This window comes from Sodalis sp. (in: enterobacteria) (assembly GCF_047607725.1).
Lineage (GTDB): Bacteria > Pseudomonadota > Gammaproteobacteria > Enterobacterales > Enterobacteriaceae > JBLKSS01.
Window position 1 is genome coordinate 1 of record NZ_JBLKSS010000124.1, and the last position, 19,540, is coordinate 19,540.

Genomic DNA, 19,540 nt, shown 5'->3' on the forward strand with positions numbered 1-19,540 from the left:
CATACTCCCGGAAGCTAAAAGTCTCCAGAGTATGGCGGAACAGAAGATGAGCTATCGGGCAGAATCGGAATCGCTGATCGGGCGACCGGAATCAGTGATCGGATGAAATCAGAATCAGTGATCGGGCGTGACCGGAATCAGCAAAAGGGACAACAGCGATGCTGACGTTTAGCACCACCAGCCTGCGGGTCAGGGAAAATCAGTTATGGATTTTGGATCAGCAGGCGTTGCCGTAGCAGCAACACTGGCACCCCGCGCAGAGTGTGGCGCAGCTGGTGGATCACATCCGCGCACTGCGCGCCGCGCCGCTAATCGGTCTATCCGCCAGCCTGCTGTTGGCCTTATTGGCGGAAGGCGGTCAGCCCTGGGCGCAGCTTGAACACGATATGGCGGTGCTACGCGCGGCGCGGCCGACCACGGTGAATTTGATGAATAATCTAGCGCGCATGGCACAGGCGTTGGCGCAATCTGATTTCGTCACCGCGATGGGGCAGGAAGCGCGGCGATTGGTGGAGGAAGATCGGGCGCTGTGCGACGCTATTGCCCGGCACGGTGCCGCGCTGGTCAAACCGGGAAGCCGCCTGTTGACCCACTGCAATACCGGCGGGCTGGCAACGGCCGGCACGGGCACCGCCCTGGGCGTGATAGCTCTCGCTCATCGCCAGGGCAACATCGCACAGGTGTGGGTGGACGAAACCCGACCGCTGCTGCAGGGCGTCCGTCTTACCGCCTGGGAGCTGGGAGAGCTGGGAGTACCTTACCGGCTGATATACGATACGATGGCAGCGGACCTTATGGCGCGCGGACAGGTGGACGCCGTTTGGGTCGGCGCGGACAGAATCGCCGCCAACGGGGATGTCGCCAATAAAATCGGCACCTATAGCCTGGCGGTGCTGTCCCGCTGGCACCGTGTGCCGTTCTATGTGGCGGCGCCCCATACTACCTGTGACGCCGGTTGCCCCAGCGGCGATGCCATTCCCATTGAGCAGCGCGACGCTGCTGAAGTGACCGGCGTAGCCGGCAGCTTTGGCCAATGCCGGTGGGCGCCGGACGGGGCGGACGTTTACAACCCCGCCTTTGACGTCACACCGGCAGCGCTGATTGACGGCTGGGTGCTGGATACCGGCATCGTTACGCCGCAGCAGGTTGGAGAGGGCCTGTTCAGCCGGCCGTTGCGCTCCGACGGAGCCGTTTGACGCCGCCGAGGCGTTTGCCCGCCGGCGAAACGGTTGGTCCCTCGGCGGGCGATGGCTTAATCGGTCAATGGGCTGACGCGTCAGCCTACGATGGCCGAACCGGTTGAAAGGGAGACGCGTCGACGCCAGTGGGCGCTTGCGGAACCAGCCAGGCATGCTGCCGGCCTGGGCTTAACGGCGCCGCCAGATTAGCGCCTCAGGCGCGGATACGCGTCAGCGATAGCATCGCCGGTAAAGCGGGCAATCCAGCCCTCTGGATTATCGAACACCCGGATAGCGGTAAAATAGGGCGCCTCGCCCATATCAAACCAGTGCGGCGTGCCCGCCGCCACCGAAATCAAGTCATTCTTTTCGCACAATATCTGATAGATTTTTCCCTGCACATGCAGGCAGAACAGACCGGCGCCCTCGACGAAAAACCGCACTTCATTCTCGCCATGGGTATGCTCCGCCAGGAATTTCGCGCGAATGACCTCGCGCTGCGGATTATCCGGACGCATGCTGATGACATCCCAACTTTGATAGCCCTTTTCCGCCACCAGACGGTCGATGGCGTGCTGATAGGCGGCAATCACCGTCTCGGCGTCGGGATTTTGCCCCAGTTCGCCGTCGGCCTGCCAACGCTCGAAACGAACGCCGATAGCGTTCAGCTCACGTTGGATGGCGTCCCTCTCGCGACTTTGCCAACGCGGCGCCGAGGCATCGGTATCGGAATAAACGGTCAGTGCGCTCATTAAACAAACTCCTGGAGGGTTATCTCGTCAAAACGATGCGCCTGCGGATGGCTTCTGCTGGTGCAATGATCGTCGCGAATCAGCTGACAGGTGCGCCATCCGGCGTCACGGGCGGCATCAAGCTCCTGATAGATATCGGATAAAAACAAGATAGCCGCTGGCGGCAATGCCAGTTCAGCGGCGATAGCCCGATAGGCGCCGCTCTGCCGCTTAGCGCCGACACGCGTATCAAAATAGTGGCTGAACAGCCAACGCAAGTTGCCTTTGACGCTGTGGCCAAATAGCAGTTGCTGTGCTTCCACCGATCCTGAGGAATAAACGCCGAGCACTACCCCCTGCCGACGCCAGGCCGTCAGTTGCGGCGCCACATCGTCGTAAACATGGCCGAAAAAGTCCCTTTGCCGGTAGCCGTCACGTCAGATAATACCCTGCAGGATTTTTAGCGCTGGGGATTTACGATCCTCCGCCATAAAGCCGTACAGCACCGTCAGCAAATCATCGCCGCCGGCATCGAGGCGGCCTATCTCGGCGCGCAGAGCCTGTAACGCCTGCACGATCTCGCTATCGTTGGCACGCTGGTGCACCACCTCGGCCAGCCGTTGCTGGGCGTAGGGAAACAGCACCTCATGGACGAAACGGATATCGCTAGTGGTACCATCGATATCGATGATTACCGCCTGGATCATCTGGCCTCCAGCAGACGGCGACGCCACTCGCACTCAAACAGGAATTCGAGACCTTCTAGATGGCGCCGGGCCTCGCGCACGTCCCTCCCCCAGCAGGTTAAACCATGGCCGCGCGTCAAATAGCCATAGCGCAAAGGGGTAATTTCATCCCGCTGCGCGATGCGCTGAACCAGCGCCGGGATGTCCTGAGCATTATCGAGAAAGGCGATCGCCACCTCATCTTGGTGATCAGCTTGGCCCGCCAGCGATTTTTGCATCTCGTAGCCGGACAGCCGCAGGGGCGCTTCCCTGCTCCGCCCGCGACAGCACGGTGGCGCTGACCGAATGGGTGTGGAGCACGCAACCGACCTCGGGAAAACGCCGATAGATAAAGGCATGCAAACCGGTTTCCGCGGAAGGTTGGCGCCCGGACTGCGTCTCGCCGCTGCGACATGTTGCCGCCGGTGGCCGGGCTCCAGCCTCGCGCGCCTATCCAGCGGCAGGCGGCGACCAATTCCGCCAAATGTATATTTTCCGCCATGAGCGTCCTTGTTATGATCCGCCGAAAATCGGTGCCGGCCGGGGATCTAGCCATCTGTATGTCTTGATAGCCAAATACTAACATCGACGCCTGGCGGCAGCAACCGGCAGACAAAGGCATCCGCCGTCCGCAGAGAGGGGGGTGGCGTTTAGCGTTGATGTCCTTCAGAGGTGAAACGCCGGCGACAGGCGCTGCAAGTCGAGGAGGGACAAGGCAGAAACAGCCGTCGGCAGAGCCTGCGGTGCGTTACGCCAGCCATTATCGCCACAACGCCAGCGTCTAGCGTGGGCCATGATAACATGATGACGCATCTTGGTGATGCAGCTAGGTAAGCATTCGGCGCGCCTAGGACGGACTGCATAGAAGGTGTTTGACGCGCCGCGGACAAGTTGTAAGGGCAGTTTGGCACAAACCGCCGCGTAAAAGCCCGTTTTACGCCTGGTAAGACGCATTGCGTGGTGAAACGGGATCAACCGCCCATCCCCTCGCCGCAATGAAGCTTGCTGCTGCAACACGAAACATGCGGCATCCTGGCGCACGCCGGGGTTCCCCCGAGGCTTACACCTCAATTTCCGCTTCGTCGCCCTTTTCCTGCAGCCAGTTGCGGCGGTCTTCGGCGCGCTTTTTCGCCAGCAGCATATCCATCATCGCCAGCGTCTGCTGCACATCGTCCGCCCCCACCGTTAACTGCACCAACCGGCGGGTATTGGGATCGAGCGTGGTTTCGCGCAACTGCAGCGGGTTCATTTCCCCTAGTCCTTTAAAACGCTGCACATTGGGTTTGCCCTTTTTGCGTTTCAACTGCTCCAGCACGCCGGTCTTCTCTTCCTCATCCAGGGCGTAATAAACCTCTTTGCCCAAATCGATGCGGTAAAGCGGCGGCATCGCCACGTAGACATGCCCCTCCTCCACCAGTTTGTGGAAATGCTGCATAAACAAGGCGCACAGCAGCGTGGCGATATGCAGGCCATCGGAGTCCGCATCCGCCAGGATACAAATTTTACCGTAGCGCAGCTGGCTGAGATCGTTGCTATCGGGATCGATACCCAGCGCCACCGAAATATCATGGACTTCCTGCGATGCCAGCACCTCGTCGGAAGACACCTCCCAAGTATTAAGGATCTTCCCCTTCAGCGGCATGATCGCCTGATATTCCCGATCGCGCGCCTGTTTGGCGGACCCGCCCGCCGAGTCCCCTTCCACCAGAAACAGTTCCGTGCGCGCCAGATCCTGAGCGGTGCAGTCGGCCAGCTTGCCCGGCAGCGCCGGCCCGCTGGTCAATTTTTTACGCACCACCTTCTTCGCCGCGCGCAAGCGACGCTGGGCGCTGGCGATAGCCAGTTCCGCCAGTTGCTCCGCCACCTGGATATTCTGGTTTAGCCACAGGATAAAGGCATCTTTCACGACGCCGGAAACGAAGGCGGCGCTTTGCCGCGACGACAGTCGCTCTTTGGTCTGGCCGGCGAACTGTGGATCCTGCATTTTCACCGACAGGACGTAGGCGCAGCGCTCCCAAATATCGTCAGCCGATAGCTTGACGCCGCGCGGCAAAATATTGCGGTATTCGCAAAACTCGCGCATCGCGTCCAGCAGGCCCTGACGCAGCCCGTTAACGTGGGTCCCGCCCTGGGGTGTGGGGATCAGATTCACATAGCTCTCGGTCAGCAGTTCCCCCCCTTCCGGCAGCCACAAGAGCGCCCAATCCACCGTTTCGGTATCGCCGCTTACCGCGCCCACAAAGGGCGCTTCGGGCAGCGTGATAAGCCCATTTATCGCTTCGTTTAGATAATCGGTCAGACCCGCCTGGTAACACCAGCGCTGCTCGGTGTTATTGACCTGATCCTGGAAGACGATTTCCACGCCGGGACACAACACCGCCTTCGCCTTCAGCAAATGGGTCAGACGGGATATCGAGAAGCGGGGGCTATCTAAGAAACGCTCGTCCGGCCAGAAATGGACGCTGGTGCCGGTATTCCGCTTAGGACAGGTGCCGACCACGCTCAGATCTTCGACCTTATCGCCATTCTCGAACGCGATGCGGTAGATATTGCCGTTGCGGCGCACCGTCACCTCAACCCGGGTGGACAGGGCGTTGACCACCGAAATCCCCACCCCGTGCAGACCGCCGGAGAATTGATAGTTTTTATTGGAGAACTTGCCGCCGGCATGCAGACGGCAGAGGATTAATTCCACCGCCGGCACGCCCTCTTCGGGATGGATATCCACCGGCATACCGCGGCCGTCGTCGGTGACCTCCAGCGACTGATCGGCATGCAAAATCACATCAATGCGCCGGGCGTGGCCGGCAAGCGCCTCGTCGACGCTGTTATCGATGACTTCCTGTCCAAGATGATTGGGCCGCGAGGTGTCGGTGTACATCCCCGGACGGCGGCGGACCGGTTCCAGTCCGCTCAATACTTCTATCGCGTCAGCATTATAGCTTGATTGAGTCATGGCTTGAATCATATTTCGTGACAAATTGTTGGAGAGCCTACCGCAAAGGCCGCCCTTCGGGAAGCAGATATTCTGTACGGCGTCGATTGCGGTCTCACCCGACGGTAAGCCCCAAAAAATGCACGATGGAGGATAAATAATGGTCAAAACCGACGAAAGCGTGGTTGCCGCCCGACTCAACGGTCTGGCGACAGTGGGTGTAGTAGGCCACCGCCTGGCGATAATCGAGGATCTCGTCGCCGCTTTGCGCCAGCAGCCAAATAAGATCCGGCGACTCCAGCACATCGACCTGCATCACCTTCAAATCATAGATATGCCGCGGCGCCAAAACATATTTCTCGCCGGTATAGGGGTTGAGGTTTTCCCCCAAATAGCCCGTGAGCAAATCAAACGGCCGCACCGCCGGATTGGCCACCACCGCCGGCAGCAGAAACGATTGCGACAGCCAGGTGGCATAATAACCGCCGAGGGACGAGCCCACCAGCCCCAGCGTTTCTCCGGCCCGCTCCATCACCAGCGTTTCCATCATTTCCGCCGCATCGGCAGGGTACACCGGCAACTGCGGCACCAGCAGCTCGATATCGGGATGGTGGCGCGCCAGCCAGGCGCCGAGGGCGGTGGCTTTGGCGGAAGAGGGAGAACTGTTGAAACCGTGGAGATACAAAAGCGTCGCCATCAGTAGCCTTCATAATCGGTGTCGGGCAGATGTTCAGTCCCGTCCAGCCGACGCACTTCGGTGTGCACCGCGCCGCCCGGCAGCAGGTCGAGATAGCGCCAGCCGGGACCCAGGGTGTCGATGGTGAAATTGGTGCAGTGCGGTTTGAACTGCACGCAGGTGGAGGGCGTCGCCAGTACGCGCCGGCCCAGCCAGTCAACGTCCAGTTCCTGATGAATATGGCCGCAGAGCAGGGTTTTTACCCGCGGATGCGGCTGCAGCACGTCCGCCAGCATATGGGCGTTGCGCAGGCTGTGCTGATCAAGCCAGATACAGCCGGAAGGGAAAGGATGATGATGCAACAACAGCAATGTATGGCGCTTGGGCTGGCCGGCCAGCGCCTGTGCCAGCCACTCCAGTTGATAGTCGCTCAATTCACCGTGGGGCACGCCGTAGACCTGGCTGTCTAGCAGCAGCAATTGCCACCCGTCGCTGATCAACACCTGTTTAGCGCAGGAGATACCGCACTCCGCCAGCACATCAACCATCGCCGGCTGGAAATCATGGTTGCCGGGCAGCCAGACGCAGGGCGCGGGTAGGCGCGCGATCCCGGTGGCGAAATGACGATAGGCCTGGGGCGAATGATCCTGCGTCAGGTCGCCCGTGGCGACCACTAAATCAAAATGCCGCTGTTCAGCCTGTACCGCCTTCAGCACCGCGCTGTAGCTGCGCAAGGTATTCACCCCGAGCAACGTCTCGTCCTCACCCGCAAACAGGTGAGTATCGGTGATTTGTAAAATCCTGATATTGGCCCCACGCGCCACAGGAAGTTTCAACAGGCTTTCCAAAGATTGTCCTTGGTTATCGAAATCTGCCTAACAAACAGGAACCGCCATGGCACCATACGCCAAACAATAGCGTAACCAGTCCGCAAGGAACTGGTTGATTTGATGTTTCTCATCACATTGATGTAACTTTTTATTCGGATAATCATAACGCGCTTTGAAGCGAGAGATCTGCTGACTGGAACACACTTCCGCAACCATGGCGTCATGATAGAGCCTGACGGTCATCGAGGGTAGGCTCCAGTAGCTGGCGACAGGCGCGGTCTGGGTGATTTCCACAAGCGTTGTGTAGCGGGTGGACTCCTGAATGGTCAGCAGGTAGCTGGCGCCATGCACCTGATAGGCGACGGTTTCACCCACCTGATTAATCGGCGGCAGCAACCGGCGCAGCTGGGCGAAGTTGGTTTCGCACAACCGCATCATTTCAGGGAAATCGGGTGTGTAGCGCTTTATCATTAATCGGTCCACTCTTTTCTCAAGGATTCATGGTGTAATGCCAGCCATTGCAGGGCAATGACAGAGGCGGCGTTATCGATAACTCCCTCCTCCAGCCAGCGGTATGCCTGTCCGCGGCTCACCGCATGGAGACGGATATCTTCATTTTCCTCCACCAGTCCATGGATACCCTCGGCTTTCAGCGCGTCCACCTCCCCCACCATCACCGTCAGGCGTTCGCTGGTGCCGCCAGGACTGGCCAGATAGCTTAGCATCCGTTTGCAGCGGCCCACCGCGAGTCCCGTCTCCTCAACCGCTTCGCGCCGGGCAACCTGCTCCTGCGTTTCTCCAGGCTCAATAATACCGGCCATCAGCTCCAGCAGCCAGGGGGTCGGGCTGCTGTCATAGGCGGCGATGCGGATTTGCTCCAATAATATCACCTGGTCACGCCGCGCATCATAAGGTAATAGGACGACCGCATGCCCGCGCTCGAAGATTTCCCGAGTCACCGTCTGGCTCATGCCGCCATTAAGCAGCCGGTGGCGGAAGTGGTAAAGCTCCATCTTGAAAAAGCCGTTATACAACGTCTCACGGGAAAGCATTTCAACATCATCACGGCCAAATGTCACCGGCGTGACAAAAGAAGAGGTCATCATAGCGCTCCTATTGGCAAATAACGCCGCCGGCCGGCCAGCTAAATCAGTCTGCCGGAAACTGACGGTTTATGATAGATTTTGTAAATAGCTCCGGCATGGCACGTTAAGCCACCTATTCCGTCCGGCAGCGTCTGCTAGAATTAGCCACAATTTTTTTAGTAGCGCTACCCTAGCAATTTTGCTGTTTCAAAAGGAATGCAAATGAAGAAACTGCTCCCCCTCCTTATTGGACTGAGTCTCGGTGGTTTCAGTGCAATGAGTCAGGCAGAAAATCTGCTACAGGTGTATCAGCAGGCGAGACTGTCCAATCCGGATCTTCGCCGTTCCGCCGCCGATCGCGATGCAGCCTTTGAAAAAATCAATGAAGAGCGCCCCCCGCTGCTGCCTCAATTGGGATTGGGAGAAGATTATACTTACACCCAGGGTTTTCGCGACAACCGTGATATCAACTCTAACGCGTCCAGCGCCGAGCTACAGTTGACCCAGACTATTTTCGATATGTCCAAATGGCGTGCCCTGACCCTCCAGAAAAAAACGGCGGGTATTCAGGATGTCTCGTATCAAACCGACGAGCAATCGCTAATTCTCAATACCGCTACCGCTTATTTTAACGTATTGAGCGCCATTGATACACTGTCTTATACCGAGGCGCAGAAGCAGGCGCTTTATCGCCAGTTGGATCAAACGTAAGCGCCCCGTGGAGGACGTCTTGAATTATTGGTGGGTTTGTTGTATGGCCCGGTAAGAATATGTTCCACTACGATGCCTAGTGAACCCGCATCCTATAAGGGACGGCTGTCAGATCATGGATAATCCGGCGATGATAGTGTCCACTTAAATTTTAATGGACACTATCACAAACTTCAGAACCACTAATTTCATATCACTCAAACCGGGATGGAAATAAAAATTATTAAAATCAATACAATGTGAAAATGCAATGAGCATAAGCGTGTAACGTAGGTTTACTGTCTTATACAACAAACCCACCAATAATTCAAGACGTCCTCCACGGGGCGCTTACGATCAAACGACCCAGCGCTTTAACGTCGGCCTGGTGGCAATTACGGATGTGCAGAATGCGCGCTCGGAATATGACACGGTTCTGGCCTCGGAAGTGAGCGCCCGTAATGATCTGGACAATGCGTTAGAAGCGTTGCGCCAGATAACCGGCATAGATTATCCGCAGTTGGCGACGCTGAATATCGCAAGCTTCAAGACCCAGCGTACCGATGCGATCACCAATCTGTTGAAAGAAGCGGAAAACCGGAACCTCAGCTCGGCGCGTCTGTCGAAGGATCTGGCCCGTGAACAAATTCGCTACTACCAGACCGGCCATATGCCGACGCTGGATCTCAACGCCTCGTCGACGGTCAGCAATACCGACTACAATGGCTCGCGTAATAATTCCATAACAAATCCCGATAAGCATATCGGCGGAAACGCTATCGGCCTGAATCTAAACGTACCTCTGTATAGCGGCGGTTCCGTCACTTCCCAGGTGAAGCAGGCGCAGTACAATTTCGTCAGCGCCAGCGAGCAGCTTGAAAGCGCGCATCGCACCATGGTCAGGACCCTGCGCTCGTCGTTCAGCAATATATCCGCCTCCATCAGCAGCATCGTCGCTTATGAACAGGCGGTAGTGTCGGCGCAAAGCTCCCTGGACGCCTCGGAAGCCGGCTACCAGGCGGGCCCCCGCACTATCGTCGACGTGCTGGACGCCACCACCACGCTTTATGATCGCAAGCGAAATCTCTCCCAGGCGCGCTACGATTATCTGATTAATCAATTAAACCTCAAATCCGCTCTCGGCACGCTGAACGAAGCGGATCTGGTGACGCTAAATAATACGCTCGGCAAAATAGTACCGACCGATCCGCAGACGGTGGCGCCGGAAAACGCCACGCAGGAAAACCGGGCCGATGGCGCCGATACGTCGCGCAACGCCAATACCGCGCGCAGTAGTGCTGTACAAACAGCCGTCCAGCCGCGCGCGACCCGTGTGACGACCGCGCCAGCCGCCGGCTGCGCTACCGGACGCAATCCTTTCCAGCATTAAGTTCTTTCCCGGCGGCCAGGCGAGACGCTTGTTTCCCCTCTTGGCCGCCGGTGCTGTCCCTTGCCCGCCCCTGTCCGCTCGAGCGATCACAGGGAAGTGTATAACTACGTAAAGATTCCGGCCGTAGGCGGCCCCCATGCTTCATTTATCACCGTTTTTCCCCTATTCTACAGTGATTTCTCTGGATCGCAGTTAATATCAATAAAGCAGGAAAATAATGAAACGCACTAAACAGATTAATCACGCCAGCTTTCGCAAGCATTGGCGCGCTTACCGTATGGCGCCCGTCGCGCTGGCCGTCGGTGCCGTTTTTGTACTGGCCGGCTGTGAAAAAAGCGACGAAAACGTATCGCTGTACATGAACAGCGACGACTGTACCCGCGCCAATCCCTCACTGAGCGAACAGTGCACCACCGCTTACAACAGCGCGCAGCAGGAAGCGGTGAAAACCGCCCCCAAATACGTCTCCCGCGCCGACTGCGTGGCGGAGTTCGGCGAAGATCAATGCACCCAGGTCCCGGCGCAGGCCGGCATGGCGGCGGAATCCCAGCACAGCGGCGGCATGTGGATGCCGTTGATGGCGGGCTATATGATGGGCCGCATGATGGGCGGCTACGCGCAGCAGCCGCTGTTCAGCTCCCGTGCCGCCAATAGTCCGGCGCGCGGCCAGTTTGTCGACGCCAGCGGCCGCGGCTACGGGGCGGCCACCAGCGGCCGGTCGATGACGGTGCCCAAGACCGCCCTGGCGCCCAAGCCGGCGACCACCCAGACCATTACCCGCGGCGGCTTCGGTGAGACCGTCGCCAAACAGAGCGCCATGCGCAGCAGCAGCGCCACGCCGCACCGCACCATGGGCGGCTAACGGGACATGAAACGAGTTACCATCAGCGAAAGGCCGGACTGGCGGGAGAAAGCCACTGAATACGGCTTTAATTTTCATACCCTGTACGGTGAACCTTACTGGTGCGAGGACGCTTACTATCAGTTCACCCTGGCGCAAATCGAAACGCTGGAGGACGCCACCGCCGAGATTCATCAGATGTGTTTGCAGGTGGTGGACAAAGTGGTGGCCAGCGAGGAGCTAATGACCAAATTCCGGATCCCCCGGCATACCTGGTCGTTTGTGCGCAACGCCTGGCAAACGTGCCAGCCGTCGCTCTATTCGCGCCTTGATCTGGTGTATGACGGCCAGTATCCGCCAAAATTGTTGGAAAACAATGCCGATACGCCCACCTCCCTGTACGAAGCGGCGTTCTTCCAATGGATTTGGCTGGAAGATCAATTAAACGCCGGGCAGTTGCCGGCCAACGCCGACCAGTTTAATAGCCTACAGGAGAAGCTTATTGCCCGCTTCGCCGAACTTCAGTCGCAGCACGGTTTTAGCCTGCTGCACCTGGCCTGCTGCCAGGATACCGAAGAAGATCGCGGCACGGTGCAGTATCTGCAGGATTGCGCCACGGAAGCAGGGTTGCCCAATACGTTTCTTTATATCGAAGAGCTGGGGCTGGGAGAGAAAGGGCAGTTCACCGATATGCAGGATCAGGTCATCAGCAACCTGTCCAAGCTCTATCCGTGGGAATTCATGTTGCGCGAAATGTTCTCTACCAAGCTGGAAGACGCAGGTGTGCGCTGGCTCGAGCCTGCCTGGAAATGCATTTTATCCAACAAGGCGCTGCTGCCGATGCTTTGGCAGATGTTTCCCGACCACCCCAATTTGCTGCCGGCCTATTTTGCCGAAGACGATTTCCCGCCGATGGACAATTATGTTGTGAAACCGCTGTTCTCGCGGGAAGGCTCTAACGTGCGGGTCTTCGAGCAAGGGCGGGAGACCGCGCGGGTGGACGGCCCCTACGGCGAAGAGGGGTCGATTGTACAGGCGTTTTGCCCGCTGCCCCGCTTCGGCGATTGCTATACGGTGATCGGCAGCTGGCTGGTTAACGATCAACCTTGCGGCATCGGCCTGCGTGAAGACAGACAGATAATTACCCAGGATCTTTCCCGCTTTTATCCGCACATTATCGTTGATTGATCCTGCGGCGGCGTAGTGATGCCGCGCCGCCGCCTCAGCCCACCTGCACCGACAGCATACTGATGGACCCCAGCGTAATACCGTCCACGGGCACCGTGACCGGCTCATCGCCGATCCGGCTGCCCAGCACATGCAGCAACGGCAAAAAGTGCTCCGGCGAGGGATTGGACAGCGCGGCATCCTGATGCTGCCGATAATGTATCAGCGGATGCGGTTCCCCTTGCGCGCAGAGATTTCAGCGCACAAACTGATCGAACGAAAGTGCCCATGGGTAGGGTTCAGCCTCGTCCTGCCAGCGTACCGTGCGCAGGTTATGTACTACATTGCCGCTGGCCATCAGCATCACGCCTTCATCGCGCAGCGCGGCCAGTTTTTCCCCGAGGGCGAAATGGTAAGCGGCATCGCGCGTCGCGTCGATGCTGAGTTGCACCACCGGAATATCCGCCTCTGGATACATTTTAATGAGTACGCCCCAAGTGCCGTGGTCCAACCCCCATTCGCCGGTATCGGCATGCACCGACACCGGCGCCAGCAGGGACTGTACCCGTTGCGCCAGCGGAAAACCGCCGAAATCGTGTACGGTGCGCGGCTGCGCCATGGCGGTGACGGCAGTGCCCTGTGTATACCAATGGGCCGAAATGGCCAATATGGCCTTCGGCCGCGGCAGTGTCTGACCCAGCTGTTGCCAGATACGGGTATAGCGGTTGTCTTCCTGCACGTTCATCGGACTGCAGTGACCGAGGAAAAGGGCGGGCATGCGTGGGCTACTCATCAGATATCCTTATTCGTTGTGTGTCGCTTACGGCGGCTGATGGCATCACGTTACCGCTTTTCGCCGCGCAAAGAACCGAGATAACGATGATGAAGATAATCAGGAAAATTGAATAACCGAGGCCAACAAATGAAAACAGCATTGCTATTTGGCGCCAGCGGATTAGTGGGTGGTAATCTCTTGTCCACCTTGTTAGGTCATCGCGCCTATGGGCAAGTCATTGCGGTAGTTAGGCGAAAGCTGCCGCTGCGCCATCCGCAGCTGACACAACTAAGCGGCGATATCGACACGCTGCCCGCGCAGACGGACGCGCAGGTGGCGGAGGATGTGTTTATCGCCCTCGGCACCACCCGCAAAAACAGCCCCGATCGGCGAGACTATTACCGCATCGAACATGATTATCCACTGTTGGCGGCGCTGCTGGCCCTTGAGCAGGGCGCGCGTTCGCTATCGCTGGTGTCAGCGGTGGGCGCGAGCGTCGGCTCTTACGCGTTTTATCTGCGTATCAAAGGGGAAACGGAGCGGGATATTGTTGCGCAGCGCGCAGCGCGGACGCACCTCTTTCGGCCCTGCATGATTCTGGGCGAGCGGCAAGAGCGCCGCCCGCTGGAGAGAGGGCTCAACCGCGTTTGGCCTCGGCTGGATCCCGTACTGCGGGGACGGGCGAAAAAATACCGCGCCATAACGGCGGCGGATATCGCTGCGGCGATGGTCGCCGCAGCGCAGCTCTCCACAGATGAAGTAATGATTTACACCTGGCAGGAAATGCGAAGGTTAGCGCTGGCTACCGACTGACGCAACCCCGGGCCCTGCCAGGACGGTCAGCTTACTTCGCGCGCAAGAGCGCGACGATAGGTCACCAGATCTTCAATGGTAAGCACCGGCATGCCGTGGTGCCGGGCGAAGGCCACAATTTCCGGCGCATGCGCCATGGTACCATCGTCATTGGTCACTTCGCACAGCACGCCCGCCGGCTTCAGGCCGGCGAGGGTGGTTAAATCCACGGCCGCTTCGGTATGCCCCCCGCGCACCAGCACGCCGCACGGCTGCGCGCGCAGCGGGAACACATGCCCAGGGCGGTTAAGATCGGTGGGTTTGGCGTTATCTTTGATGGCGGCCCGAATCGTCGTCAGGCGATCGGCGGCGGATACCCCGGTGCTGACCCCTTCAGCGGCTTCGATAGTGACGGTAAAGGCCGTCTGATAATGACTGCTGTTACGTTCAACCATCATCGGCAGCGCCAATTGCTGGCGGCGTTCTTCGGTCAGGCACAGGCACACGATACCGCTGCCGTGGCGAATGGCCAACGCCATCTGCTCAAAGGTCATGTTTTCCGCGGCGAATATCATATCGCCTTCATTTTCACGATCTTCATCGTCCAGTACCAGTACCCCGCGGCCGTTGCGCAGCGCCTCCAGCGCGTTTTGCACGCGTTGGAGCGGAGAACCGAATTCGGAAAGAAGCGTCTGATTCATAGTAAATAAAACCTCATAATTGATATGGATTACCAGAATCAGGGCAGACTTAGGAGCGGCCGCGAACGGGCCAAAAAATAACGATTGCGGCCATAGCCCGTTTGGACGTCGTTACTCTCTCCCATCCGGACTATAACCGTCGGCCCCGGAATTACACCGGATCTGCTGACCTCAGATTGCACGCAATCTGAGCGCTCGCGGGCTTCCTGTGCAATACTTTAGCCAGGTCTACCGCCGGTGGGGAATTGCACCCCGCCCTGAGAATGAGCGGAAATACTATAGCGACAACCCGCTGCCGAGGCAATTAGCAAACGCATAATTTCAATAAATGCTTTTGTTTCCACTCAGGGGGAACAGGCATTACACTTAATTCATTCTGATCAGTTAGGGAACCGACGATGATTGATCCAAATAAACTTGAACAGCTTGCCCGCCAGGTGCAGGAATCGCTGCCGAAAGGCATCCGCGATTTGGGCGACGACGTGGAAAAAAAGATCCGTCAGGTGCTGCAAAACCAGTTCAGCCGAATGGATTTGGTCAGCCGCGAGGAATTTGACGTGCAGACCCAGGTGCTGTTGCGCACCCGTGAGAAACTGAGTCAATTGGAACTGCGCCTTAACGCGCTGGAAACCATGCCGAAAAGTGATCCTCTGGTCAGCCCGGCGGCGCGGCGGGAGCGCCAGTGGCGGGAGCGAAACCCGCGGGCGTGAGCGGCGTGGACGACACCACCAGCGTTTCCCCCGTTGAACAGGCGGTGCCGGAGGGCGGCGTTGCGGACGACAAACCGGCTAAAGACACCTTTAAAAAGCTATAACGGCCGTAGCCCCCTTGCGACGTTAGCGGCAGCGATGACCCGCTGACGTGAGGCTCGCCTCGACCAGGGACGGCCCACACACCACCCACGGCGCGCGCCTTAACCCCGCTCGCCGCGCTTAATGGCGTTGATGATATTGGTGGTGGAACAGCCGTCTTCAAAATTCAGCACCAGCACGTCGCCCCCGTTGTCCCACACCTCCTTGCTGCCGGCGATCTGATGCGGCTGATAGTCGCCGCCTTTAACCAGTACATCCGGCAGCACGTCGGCAATCAGCTGCTGCGGCGTGTCCTCGCTGAAAGGCACCACCCAGTCCACCGCTTCGAGCGCCGCCAGGACGGTCATTCGCTGCACCAGGGGATTTACCGGGCGGCTTTCCCCTTTGAGACGCTTGGTGGAATCATCGCTGTTCACCGCCACGATAAGCCGGTCGCCCAACCTGCGGGCATTGGCGAGATAGCTGACGTGGCCCGCATGCAAGATATCGAAAATACCGTTGGCCATGACCACCTTCTCACCGCGCTGACGCGCCAGCGCCACGGCCTGCTTCAGTTCGCTTTCGGTCATGACGCCAAAGCCCGTTTCGGCGCGGCCGCGGATGGCGTTTTCCAGCTCGATGGGGCTGACGGTTGACGTACCCAATTTCCCGACCACCACGCCCGCCGCGGCATTGGCCAGGAAACAGGACTCCTCCAGACTATTGCCAGCGGCCAGCGCGGCGGCCAGCACACCAATGACCGTATCCCCGGCGCCGGTCACGTCGTAGACCTCCTGCGCCTGTGTCGGTAAATTCAACGGATCCTTACCCGGCTGCAGCAGGGTCATCCCCTGCTCCGAACGGGTAATCAGCAGCGCCGAAAGCTGATAATCGGCGATGATTTTCATGCCACGGCTCACCAGCGTTTCCTCATCTTTGTAAGCCCCTGCCACCGCCTCGAACTCGGACAGGTTTGGCGTCAACAGCGTCGCCCCCTGATAGCGGCTGAAGTCGGTACCTTTCGGATCGACAAGCACCGGCACGCCGGCGGCCCGCGCCAGCGTAATCATCTCGCGCACGCGAGCCAGCGCGCCTTTCGCATAGTCGGACAGCACCAACGCGCCGGTTTTCGGCAACGCTAGCTGAATACGCTCTAACATGGGAGCGGCGTCGACATCGTCGAAGCCCTGCTCGAAATCCAGGCGGATAAGCTGCTGATTACGTGATAACACCCGCAGCTTGGTTATCGTGGGATGGGTGGCAACGGCGACAAAATCGCAGGTCACATCCACTTCGCTAAGCCGCGCGCCCAGGGCGCGGGCGGCGTCGTCAATGCCGGTCAGGCCGACCAGACGCGAATGGCAGCCCAGCGCGGCGATATTCATCGCGACGTTGGCGGCCCCGCCGGGGCGCTCCTCAATAGCGTCCACTTTTACGATAGGCACCGGCGCTTCCGGTGAAATCCGGCTGGTAGGACCGTACCAGTATCGGTCCAACATCACATCGCCCACGACCAGCACGCCCGCCCGGCGGAAATCAGGCAAGGTCACTTTCATCCACTCGCTCCAAAGAGATCCTGTTCAAGGGTCGGAATAATATCACAGGCGGGAGAAATTCGCCCCCTGCGGCGCCTGGGTCTGGCCCGCCCGCGGCAGCGCCGCCACGCAGCCAAGCCGCTGCCGCCAGCGGGCGCCGAGGGTATCACGCCCCGCGAACACATGGCGCTCCCAGATTGCGGCAGCAACGCCGCCGCTCAGTCCAGCCATTGGCGCCAGCAGCGGCCGATCAAGGCGCGCTCGCGGGCGAACTGCGCTACCGGCACCCGACCGGGCAGCGCCAGATGATGAAGCGTATCGCGCAGCGTCGTGTAACTGGCGCGCAGCCCATCGGCATCGTCGCCGTCAATAATCCCATGCTGGGCCATCAGCTCGAAGATACGCACATTATCCGACCAGCGCGTCAATTCGGGCTTTTCGGCGGCGTGGCGCAACACCAGATACTGCGCCAAAAATTCGATATCGGTAATACCACCCTCGTCCGTTTTGATATCGAAAACGTCAGATTGCTTACTGGCCAAATGTTGCCGCATCTTGGCGCGCATTTCACTGACCTCGCGACGCAGCGTAGCGGGATCGCGCCCGCGGCACAGTACGCGGCGGCGAATAGCGTTAAACCCCTCTTGTAGGGCCGACGTACCATAAACCATCCGTGCACGCACCAGCGCCTGATGCTCCCAGGTCCAGGCTTCATTGAGCTGATAATCCTCGAACGCTGAAAGCGTACTGACCAGCATACCGGCGGCGGCAATGCGCAGCTGCTGCGCCTGCTTAAATTGGCGCAGCGCCTCCAGTTGCTGCTCCTCGTCCTCTTCTGGCACCCGCAACAGATATTGGCGTAGCTCGTCGCCATAGGCCGACGGCGCCGGTGGATGGTAGAGGGTGGCGGGATCGAGTAATTCGTCCAGCAGCAGTGGATGTCGCGCCAGCTGGCTGGCGATCATCGGCGACGCGGCGCACAGGCGAATCAAGTGCCCCAGCGCGCCGGGGTACTCCAGCAACAGCTCCAGATAAGTGGTGCGGGAGACGATACTGAGCAGCACCGGCGCCAAGCGTTCAAACGCCACGTCCGCCGCGTCGCCATCGCCGATATGCGCCAGCAACCGCGGCATCAGCGCGTCCAGCACTTCCCGCCCGCGCGGGCCGAGCGTGCGTTTCACCACATCGCGGCGAAAATCGGCGACATGCTGCGCCAGGCGGGGACAGGGAACCCCTGCGACGTCGGCCTCCGACGCTTGTGACATCGGCTCCTGCCACAACGCGGCCGCGGCGCCGGGCGTATCATTATTTTCAGCGTCGGGCGCATCATCGCCTATTAGCTCATCAAACACCACCCTCACCGCCTGCATATGGGCGGCCAGCGTCCGGGTGAGCTGCGGCCAGTCCGCCTCGTCCATGCCCCAGGCCAGGCGCGCCTGATTGAGCGAGTCGGCGGGCAGCGTTTGGGTCTGCTGATCGTTGATGCCCTGCAACAGATTTTCCAGTCGCCGCAGGTAAAGATAAGCCTCGCCCAGGCGCGCGCTTTGCGCCGGCGCGAGCAGACCCAGCTCGCCTATTGTCGCAAGCGTCGGCAACAGCGTGCGCGCCTGCAGGCGCGGTTCGCGGCCGCCGCGAATTAATTGAAACACCTGGGCGATAAACTCTATTTCACGGATGCCGCAGGCGCCCAGTTTGATATTGTCCTTCAACCCGCGCCGCCGCACCTCCCGGGCGATCATCTGTTTCATATTACGCAGCGACTGGATAACGCTGAAGTCAATGTAGCGGCGGTAGATAAAAGGACGCAGCATACTGCGCAGCTCCTGGCTGTAGGGATCGCCGTGGCCGCCCATCAGCCGCGCTTTTATCATCGCATAGCGTTCCCAGTCCCTGCCCTGCTCTTGATAATAATCCTCCAGCGCGGCAAAGCTCAGTACCAGCGGCCCGCTGTCGCCGAACGGCCGCAACCGCATATCCACCCGATAAACAAAACCGTCGACGGTAGGCTGGTCGAGCGCCTTAATCACCCGTTGACCGAGCCGGGTAAAAAACTGGGCGTTGTCCAGCTCGCCGCCGCCGCCGCGGGTGAAACCGTTTTCTGGGTAAGCGAATATCAGATCGATATCGGAGGAGAAATTCAGCTCGCCGCCGCCCAGTTTGCCCATGCCCAAAATCATCAGCGGCTGTGGGGTGCCGTCGGTGCCGCAGGGCGTGCCCCATTTGCGGCAACATGCATGCCACAGCCAGTCGCGCGTGGCGATAATCAGGGTTTCCGCCAGCTGGCTGAGCTGGGTCAGCGTTTCGCCGGTGTCACACAGGCCGAGGATCTGCGCCCAGCCGATACGCACCAGCGTATAGTGCCGGAACAGCCGCAGCTCGCGCATTAGCGTGGTCTCATCATCCACCGCCGCCAGCTGCGAGGCCAGCAGTCCAACATAATCCCGCCCCTCGCCCGGTCGAGGCGGCTGCGCCGTCAGCTCCTGCAGCCATGCCGGATGACTTATCAGCGCGTCGCTGATGAAATCGCTCATGGCCAGCGCAGGGATAGCTGAATCGTCCGCCGGCACCGGCAAGGCGGCCGCCGTCTGCTGCCCTTGCTGTTGCAGGATCGGCGGTAGAGGTCGCGTCATCATCAAAGAAACTCCTTGCAGACAAACAGGGCTTAAGGGCGGCCCGGTGGCCGCTAACGCGTCTTTGC

14 protein-coding genes, 6 pseudogenes and 1 riboswitch are annotated in these 19,540 nt (G+C 59.3%); of the genes and pseudogenes, 7 read left to right on the forward strand and 13 right to left on the reverse strand.

The genetic code is table 11. From position 1 onward, the window contains the following. Positions 1-158 precede the first annotated feature (158 nt). Positions 159-1,196, forward strand: a pseudogene (mtnA, locus tag ACMX3H_RS11055) (S-methyl-5-thioribose-1-phosphate isomerase). A 188-nt stretch (positions 1,197-1,384) separates the two neighbouring features. Here the strand turns inward: mtnA and ACMX3H_RS11060 are convergent. From ACMX3H_RS11060 to nudF, 8 genes and pseudogenes are all read right to left on the reverse strand, one after another. Beyond that, positions 1,385-1,930, reverse strand: a complete 546-nt coding sequence (locus ACMX3H_RS11060; RefSeq protein WP_415210876.1) for a 1,2-dihydroxy-3-keto-5-methylthiopentene dioxygenase — start codon at positions 1,928-1,930, stop codon at positions 1,385-1,387. Beyond that, positions 1,930-2,616, reverse strand: a pseudogene (gene mtnC, locus ACMX3H_RS11065) (acireductone synthase). Before mtnC ends, ACMX3H_RS11060 begins: the two are co-directional and overlap by 1 nt. Then, a pseudogene (gene mtnB, locus ACMX3H_RS11070) lies at positions 2,613-3,136 on the reverse strand (methylthioribulose 1-phosphate dehydratase). Before mtnB ends, mtnC begins: the two co-directional pseudogenes overlap by 4 nt. Positions 3,137-3,694: 558 nt before the next feature. Further along, positions 3,695-5,590 carry a DNA topoisomerase IV subunit B gene (parE, locus tag ACMX3H_RS11075; RefSeq protein WP_415210877.1) on the reverse strand — a complete coding sequence of 632 codons (1,896 nt, stop codon included), beginning with the start codon at positions 5,588-5,590 and terminating at the stop codon, positions 3,695-3,697. A gap of 94 nt (positions 5,591-5,684) precedes the next feature. Beyond that, positions 5,685-6,266 carry an esterase YqiA gene (gene yqiA / locus ACMX3H_RS11080; protein ID WP_415210878.1) on the reverse strand — a complete coding sequence of 194 codons (582 nt, stop codon included), beginning with the start codon at positions 6,264-6,266 and terminating at the stop codon, positions 5,685-5,687. Next, complete coding sequence (gene cpdA / locus ACMX3H_RS11085) at positions 6,266-7,093, reverse strand: 3',5'-cyclic-AMP phosphodiesterase (RefSeq protein ID WP_415210879.1); 828 nt, start codon at positions 7,091-7,093, stop codon at positions 6,266-6,268. Before cpdA ends, yqiA begins: the two co-directional genes overlap by 1 nt. 27 nt (positions 7,094-7,120) lie before the next feature. Next, positions 7,121-7,546 (reverse strand): DUF1249 family protein, encoded by a 426-nt coding sequence (locus ACMX3H_RS11090; protein ID WP_415210880.1) that lies wholly within the window; start codon positions 7,544-7,546, stop codon positions 7,121-7,123. After that, on the reverse strand, positions 7,546-8,178 hold the full coding sequence (gene nudF, locus ACMX3H_RS11095) for an ADP-ribose diphosphatase (RefSeq protein ID WP_415210898.1): 633 nt from the start codon (positions 8,176-8,178) through the stop codon (positions 7,546-7,548). Before nudF ends, ACMX3H_RS11090 begins: the two co-directional genes overlap by 1 nt. A gap of 204 nt (positions 8,179-8,382) precedes the next feature. Here nudF and ACMX3H_RS11100 point away from each other — a divergent pair. The 4 genes and pseudogenes from ACMX3H_RS11100 to ACMX3H_RS11115 form a co-directional block, all read left to right on the forward strand. Next, positions 8,383-8,868: pseudogene (locus tag ACMX3H_RS11100) on the forward strand (TolC family protein); the annotation flags it as partial. 337 nt (positions 8,869-9,205) lie between these two features. Beyond that, positions 9,206-10,240, forward strand: a pseudogene (locus ACMX3H_RS11105) (TolC family outer membrane protein); the annotation flags it as partial. Positions 10,241-10,457: 217 nt separating this feature from the next. Next, entirely contained in the window at positions 10,458-11,102 is a 645-nt protein-coding gene (locus ACMX3H_RS11110) for a DUF1190 family protein (RefSeq protein WP_415210881.1), read from the forward strand. 6 nt (positions 11,103-11,108) lie between these two features. Then, on the forward strand, positions 11,109-12,269 hold the full coding sequence (locus ACMX3H_RS11115; protein WP_415210882.1) for a glutathionylspermidine synthase family protein: 1,161 nt from the start codon (positions 11,109-11,111) through the stop codon (positions 12,267-12,269). 34 nt (positions 12,270-12,303) lie between these two features. Here ACMX3H_RS11115 and ygiD read toward each other — a convergent pair. Further along, positions 12,304-13,041 (reverse strand): annotated as a pseudogene (gene ygiD / locus ACMX3H_RS11120) (4,5-DOPA dioxygenase extradiol). Positions 13,042-13,170: 129 nt separating this feature from the next. Here ygiD and ACMX3H_RS11125 point away from each other — a divergent pair. Beyond that, positions 13,171-13,836: an NAD-dependent dehydratase gene (locus ACMX3H_RS11125; protein WP_415210883.1), complete on the forward strand. Its 666-nt coding sequence runs from the start codon at positions 13,171-13,173 to the stop codon at positions 13,834-13,836. Between the two features lie 26 nt (positions 13,837-13,862). Here the strand turns inward: ACMX3H_RS11125 and ribB are convergent, their stop codons facing one another. Beyond that, the gene (gene ribB, locus ACMX3H_RS11130; RefSeq protein WP_415210884.1) at positions 13,863-14,516 is read right to left on the reverse strand and encodes a 3,4-dihydroxy-2-butanone-4-phosphate synthase; all 654 of its coding nucleotides are present in this window, start codon (positions 14,514-14,516) and stop codon (positions 13,863-13,865) included. Positions 14,517-14,625: 109 nt separating this feature from the next. Further along, positions 14,626-14,785: riboswitch (FMN riboswitch) on the reverse strand. A gap of 129 nt (positions 14,786-14,914) precedes the next feature. On the opposite strand from ribB, the gene ubiK reads away from it, so the two are divergent. Then, the gene (gene ubiK, locus ACMX3H_RS11135) at positions 14,915-15,226 is read left to right on the forward strand and encodes a ubiquinone biosynthesis accessory factor UbiK (RefSeq protein WP_415210885.1); all 312 of its coding nucleotides are present in this window, start codon (positions 14,915-14,917) and stop codon (positions 15,224-15,226) included. Between the two features lie 203 nt (positions 15,227-15,429). Here the strand turns inward: ubiK and hldE are convergent, their stop codons facing one another. The 3 genes from hldE to glnE are packed head-to-tail and all read right to left on the reverse strand — an operon-like array spanning position 15,430 to position 19,475. Then, the gene (gene hldE, locus ACMX3H_RS11140) at positions 15,430-16,863 is read right to left on the reverse strand and encodes a bifunctional D-glycero-beta-D-manno-heptose-7-phosphate kinase/D-glycero-beta-D-manno-heptose 1-phosphate adenylyltransferase HldE (protein ID WP_415210886.1); all 1,434 of its coding nucleotides are present in this window, start codon (positions 16,861-16,863) and stop codon (positions 15,430-15,432) included. A 42-nt stretch (positions 16,864-16,905) separates the two neighbouring features. Continuing rightward, positions 16,906-17,073, reverse strand: a complete 168-nt coding sequence (locus tag ACMX3H_RS11145; protein WP_415210887.1) for a hypothetical protein — start codon at positions 17,071-17,073, stop codon at positions 16,906-16,908. Next, complete coding sequence (gene glnE / locus ACMX3H_RS11150) at positions 17,061-19,475, reverse strand: bifunctional [glutamate--ammonia ligase]-adenylyl-L-tyrosine phosphorylase/[glutamate--ammonia-ligase] adenylyltransferase (RefSeq protein ID WP_415210888.1); 2,415 nt, start codon at positions 19,473-19,475, stop codon at positions 17,061-17,063. Before glnE ends, ACMX3H_RS11145 begins: the two co-directional genes overlap by 13 nt. Positions 19,476-19,540: the final 65 nt, after the last annotated feature.

Coding starts and splice junctions, on each gene's coding strand:
- ACMX3H_RS11060 (WP_415210876.1), bottom strand. CDS start 1,930: ATGAGCGCACTGACCGTTTATTCCGATACCGATGCCTCGGCGCCGCGT.
- ACMX3H_RS11110 (WP_415210881.1), top strand. CDS start 10,458: ATGAAACGCACTAAACAGATTAATCACGCCAGCTTTCGCAAGCATTGG.
- glnE (WP_415210888.1), bottom strand. CDS start 19,475: ATGATGACGCGACCTCTACCGCCGATCCTGCAACAGCAAGGGCAGCAG.
- ACMX3H_RS11090 (WP_415210880.1), bottom strand. CDS start 7,546: ATGATAAAGCGCTACACACCCGATTTCCCTGAAATGATGCGGTTGTGC.
- ribB (WP_415210884.1), bottom strand. CDS start 14,516: ATGAATCAGACGCTTCTTTCCGAATTCGGTTCTCCGCTCCAACGCGTG.
- ACMX3H_RS11145 (WP_415210887.1), bottom strand. CDS start 17,073: ATGGCTGGACTGAGCGGCGGCGTTGCTGCCGCAATCTGGGAGCGCCAT.
- ACMX3H_RS11115 (WP_415210882.1), top strand. CDS start 11,109: ATGAAACGAGTTACCATCAGCGAAAGGCCGGACTGGCGGGAGAAAGCC.
- ACMX3H_RS11125 (WP_415210883.1), top strand. CDS start 13,171: ATGAAAACAGCATTGCTATTTGGCGCCAGCGGATTAGTGGGTGGTAAT.
- parE (WP_415210877.1), bottom strand. CDS start 5,590: ATGACTCAATCAAGCTATAATGCTGACGCGATAGAAGTATTGAGCGGA.
- nudF (WP_415210898.1), bottom strand. CDS start 8,178: ATGACCTCTTCTTTTGTCACGCCGGTGACATTTGGCCGTGATGATGTT.
- hldE (WP_415210886.1), bottom strand. CDS start 16,863: ATGAAAGTGACCTTGCCTGATTTCCGCCGGGCGGGCGTGCTGGTCGTG.
- yqiA (WP_415210878.1), bottom strand. CDS start 6,266: ATGGCGACGCTTTTGTATCTCCACGGTTTCAACAGTTCTCCCTCTTCC.
- ubiK (WP_415210885.1), top strand. CDS start 14,915: ATGATTGATCCAAATAAACTTGAACAGCTTGCCCGCCAGGTGCAGGAA.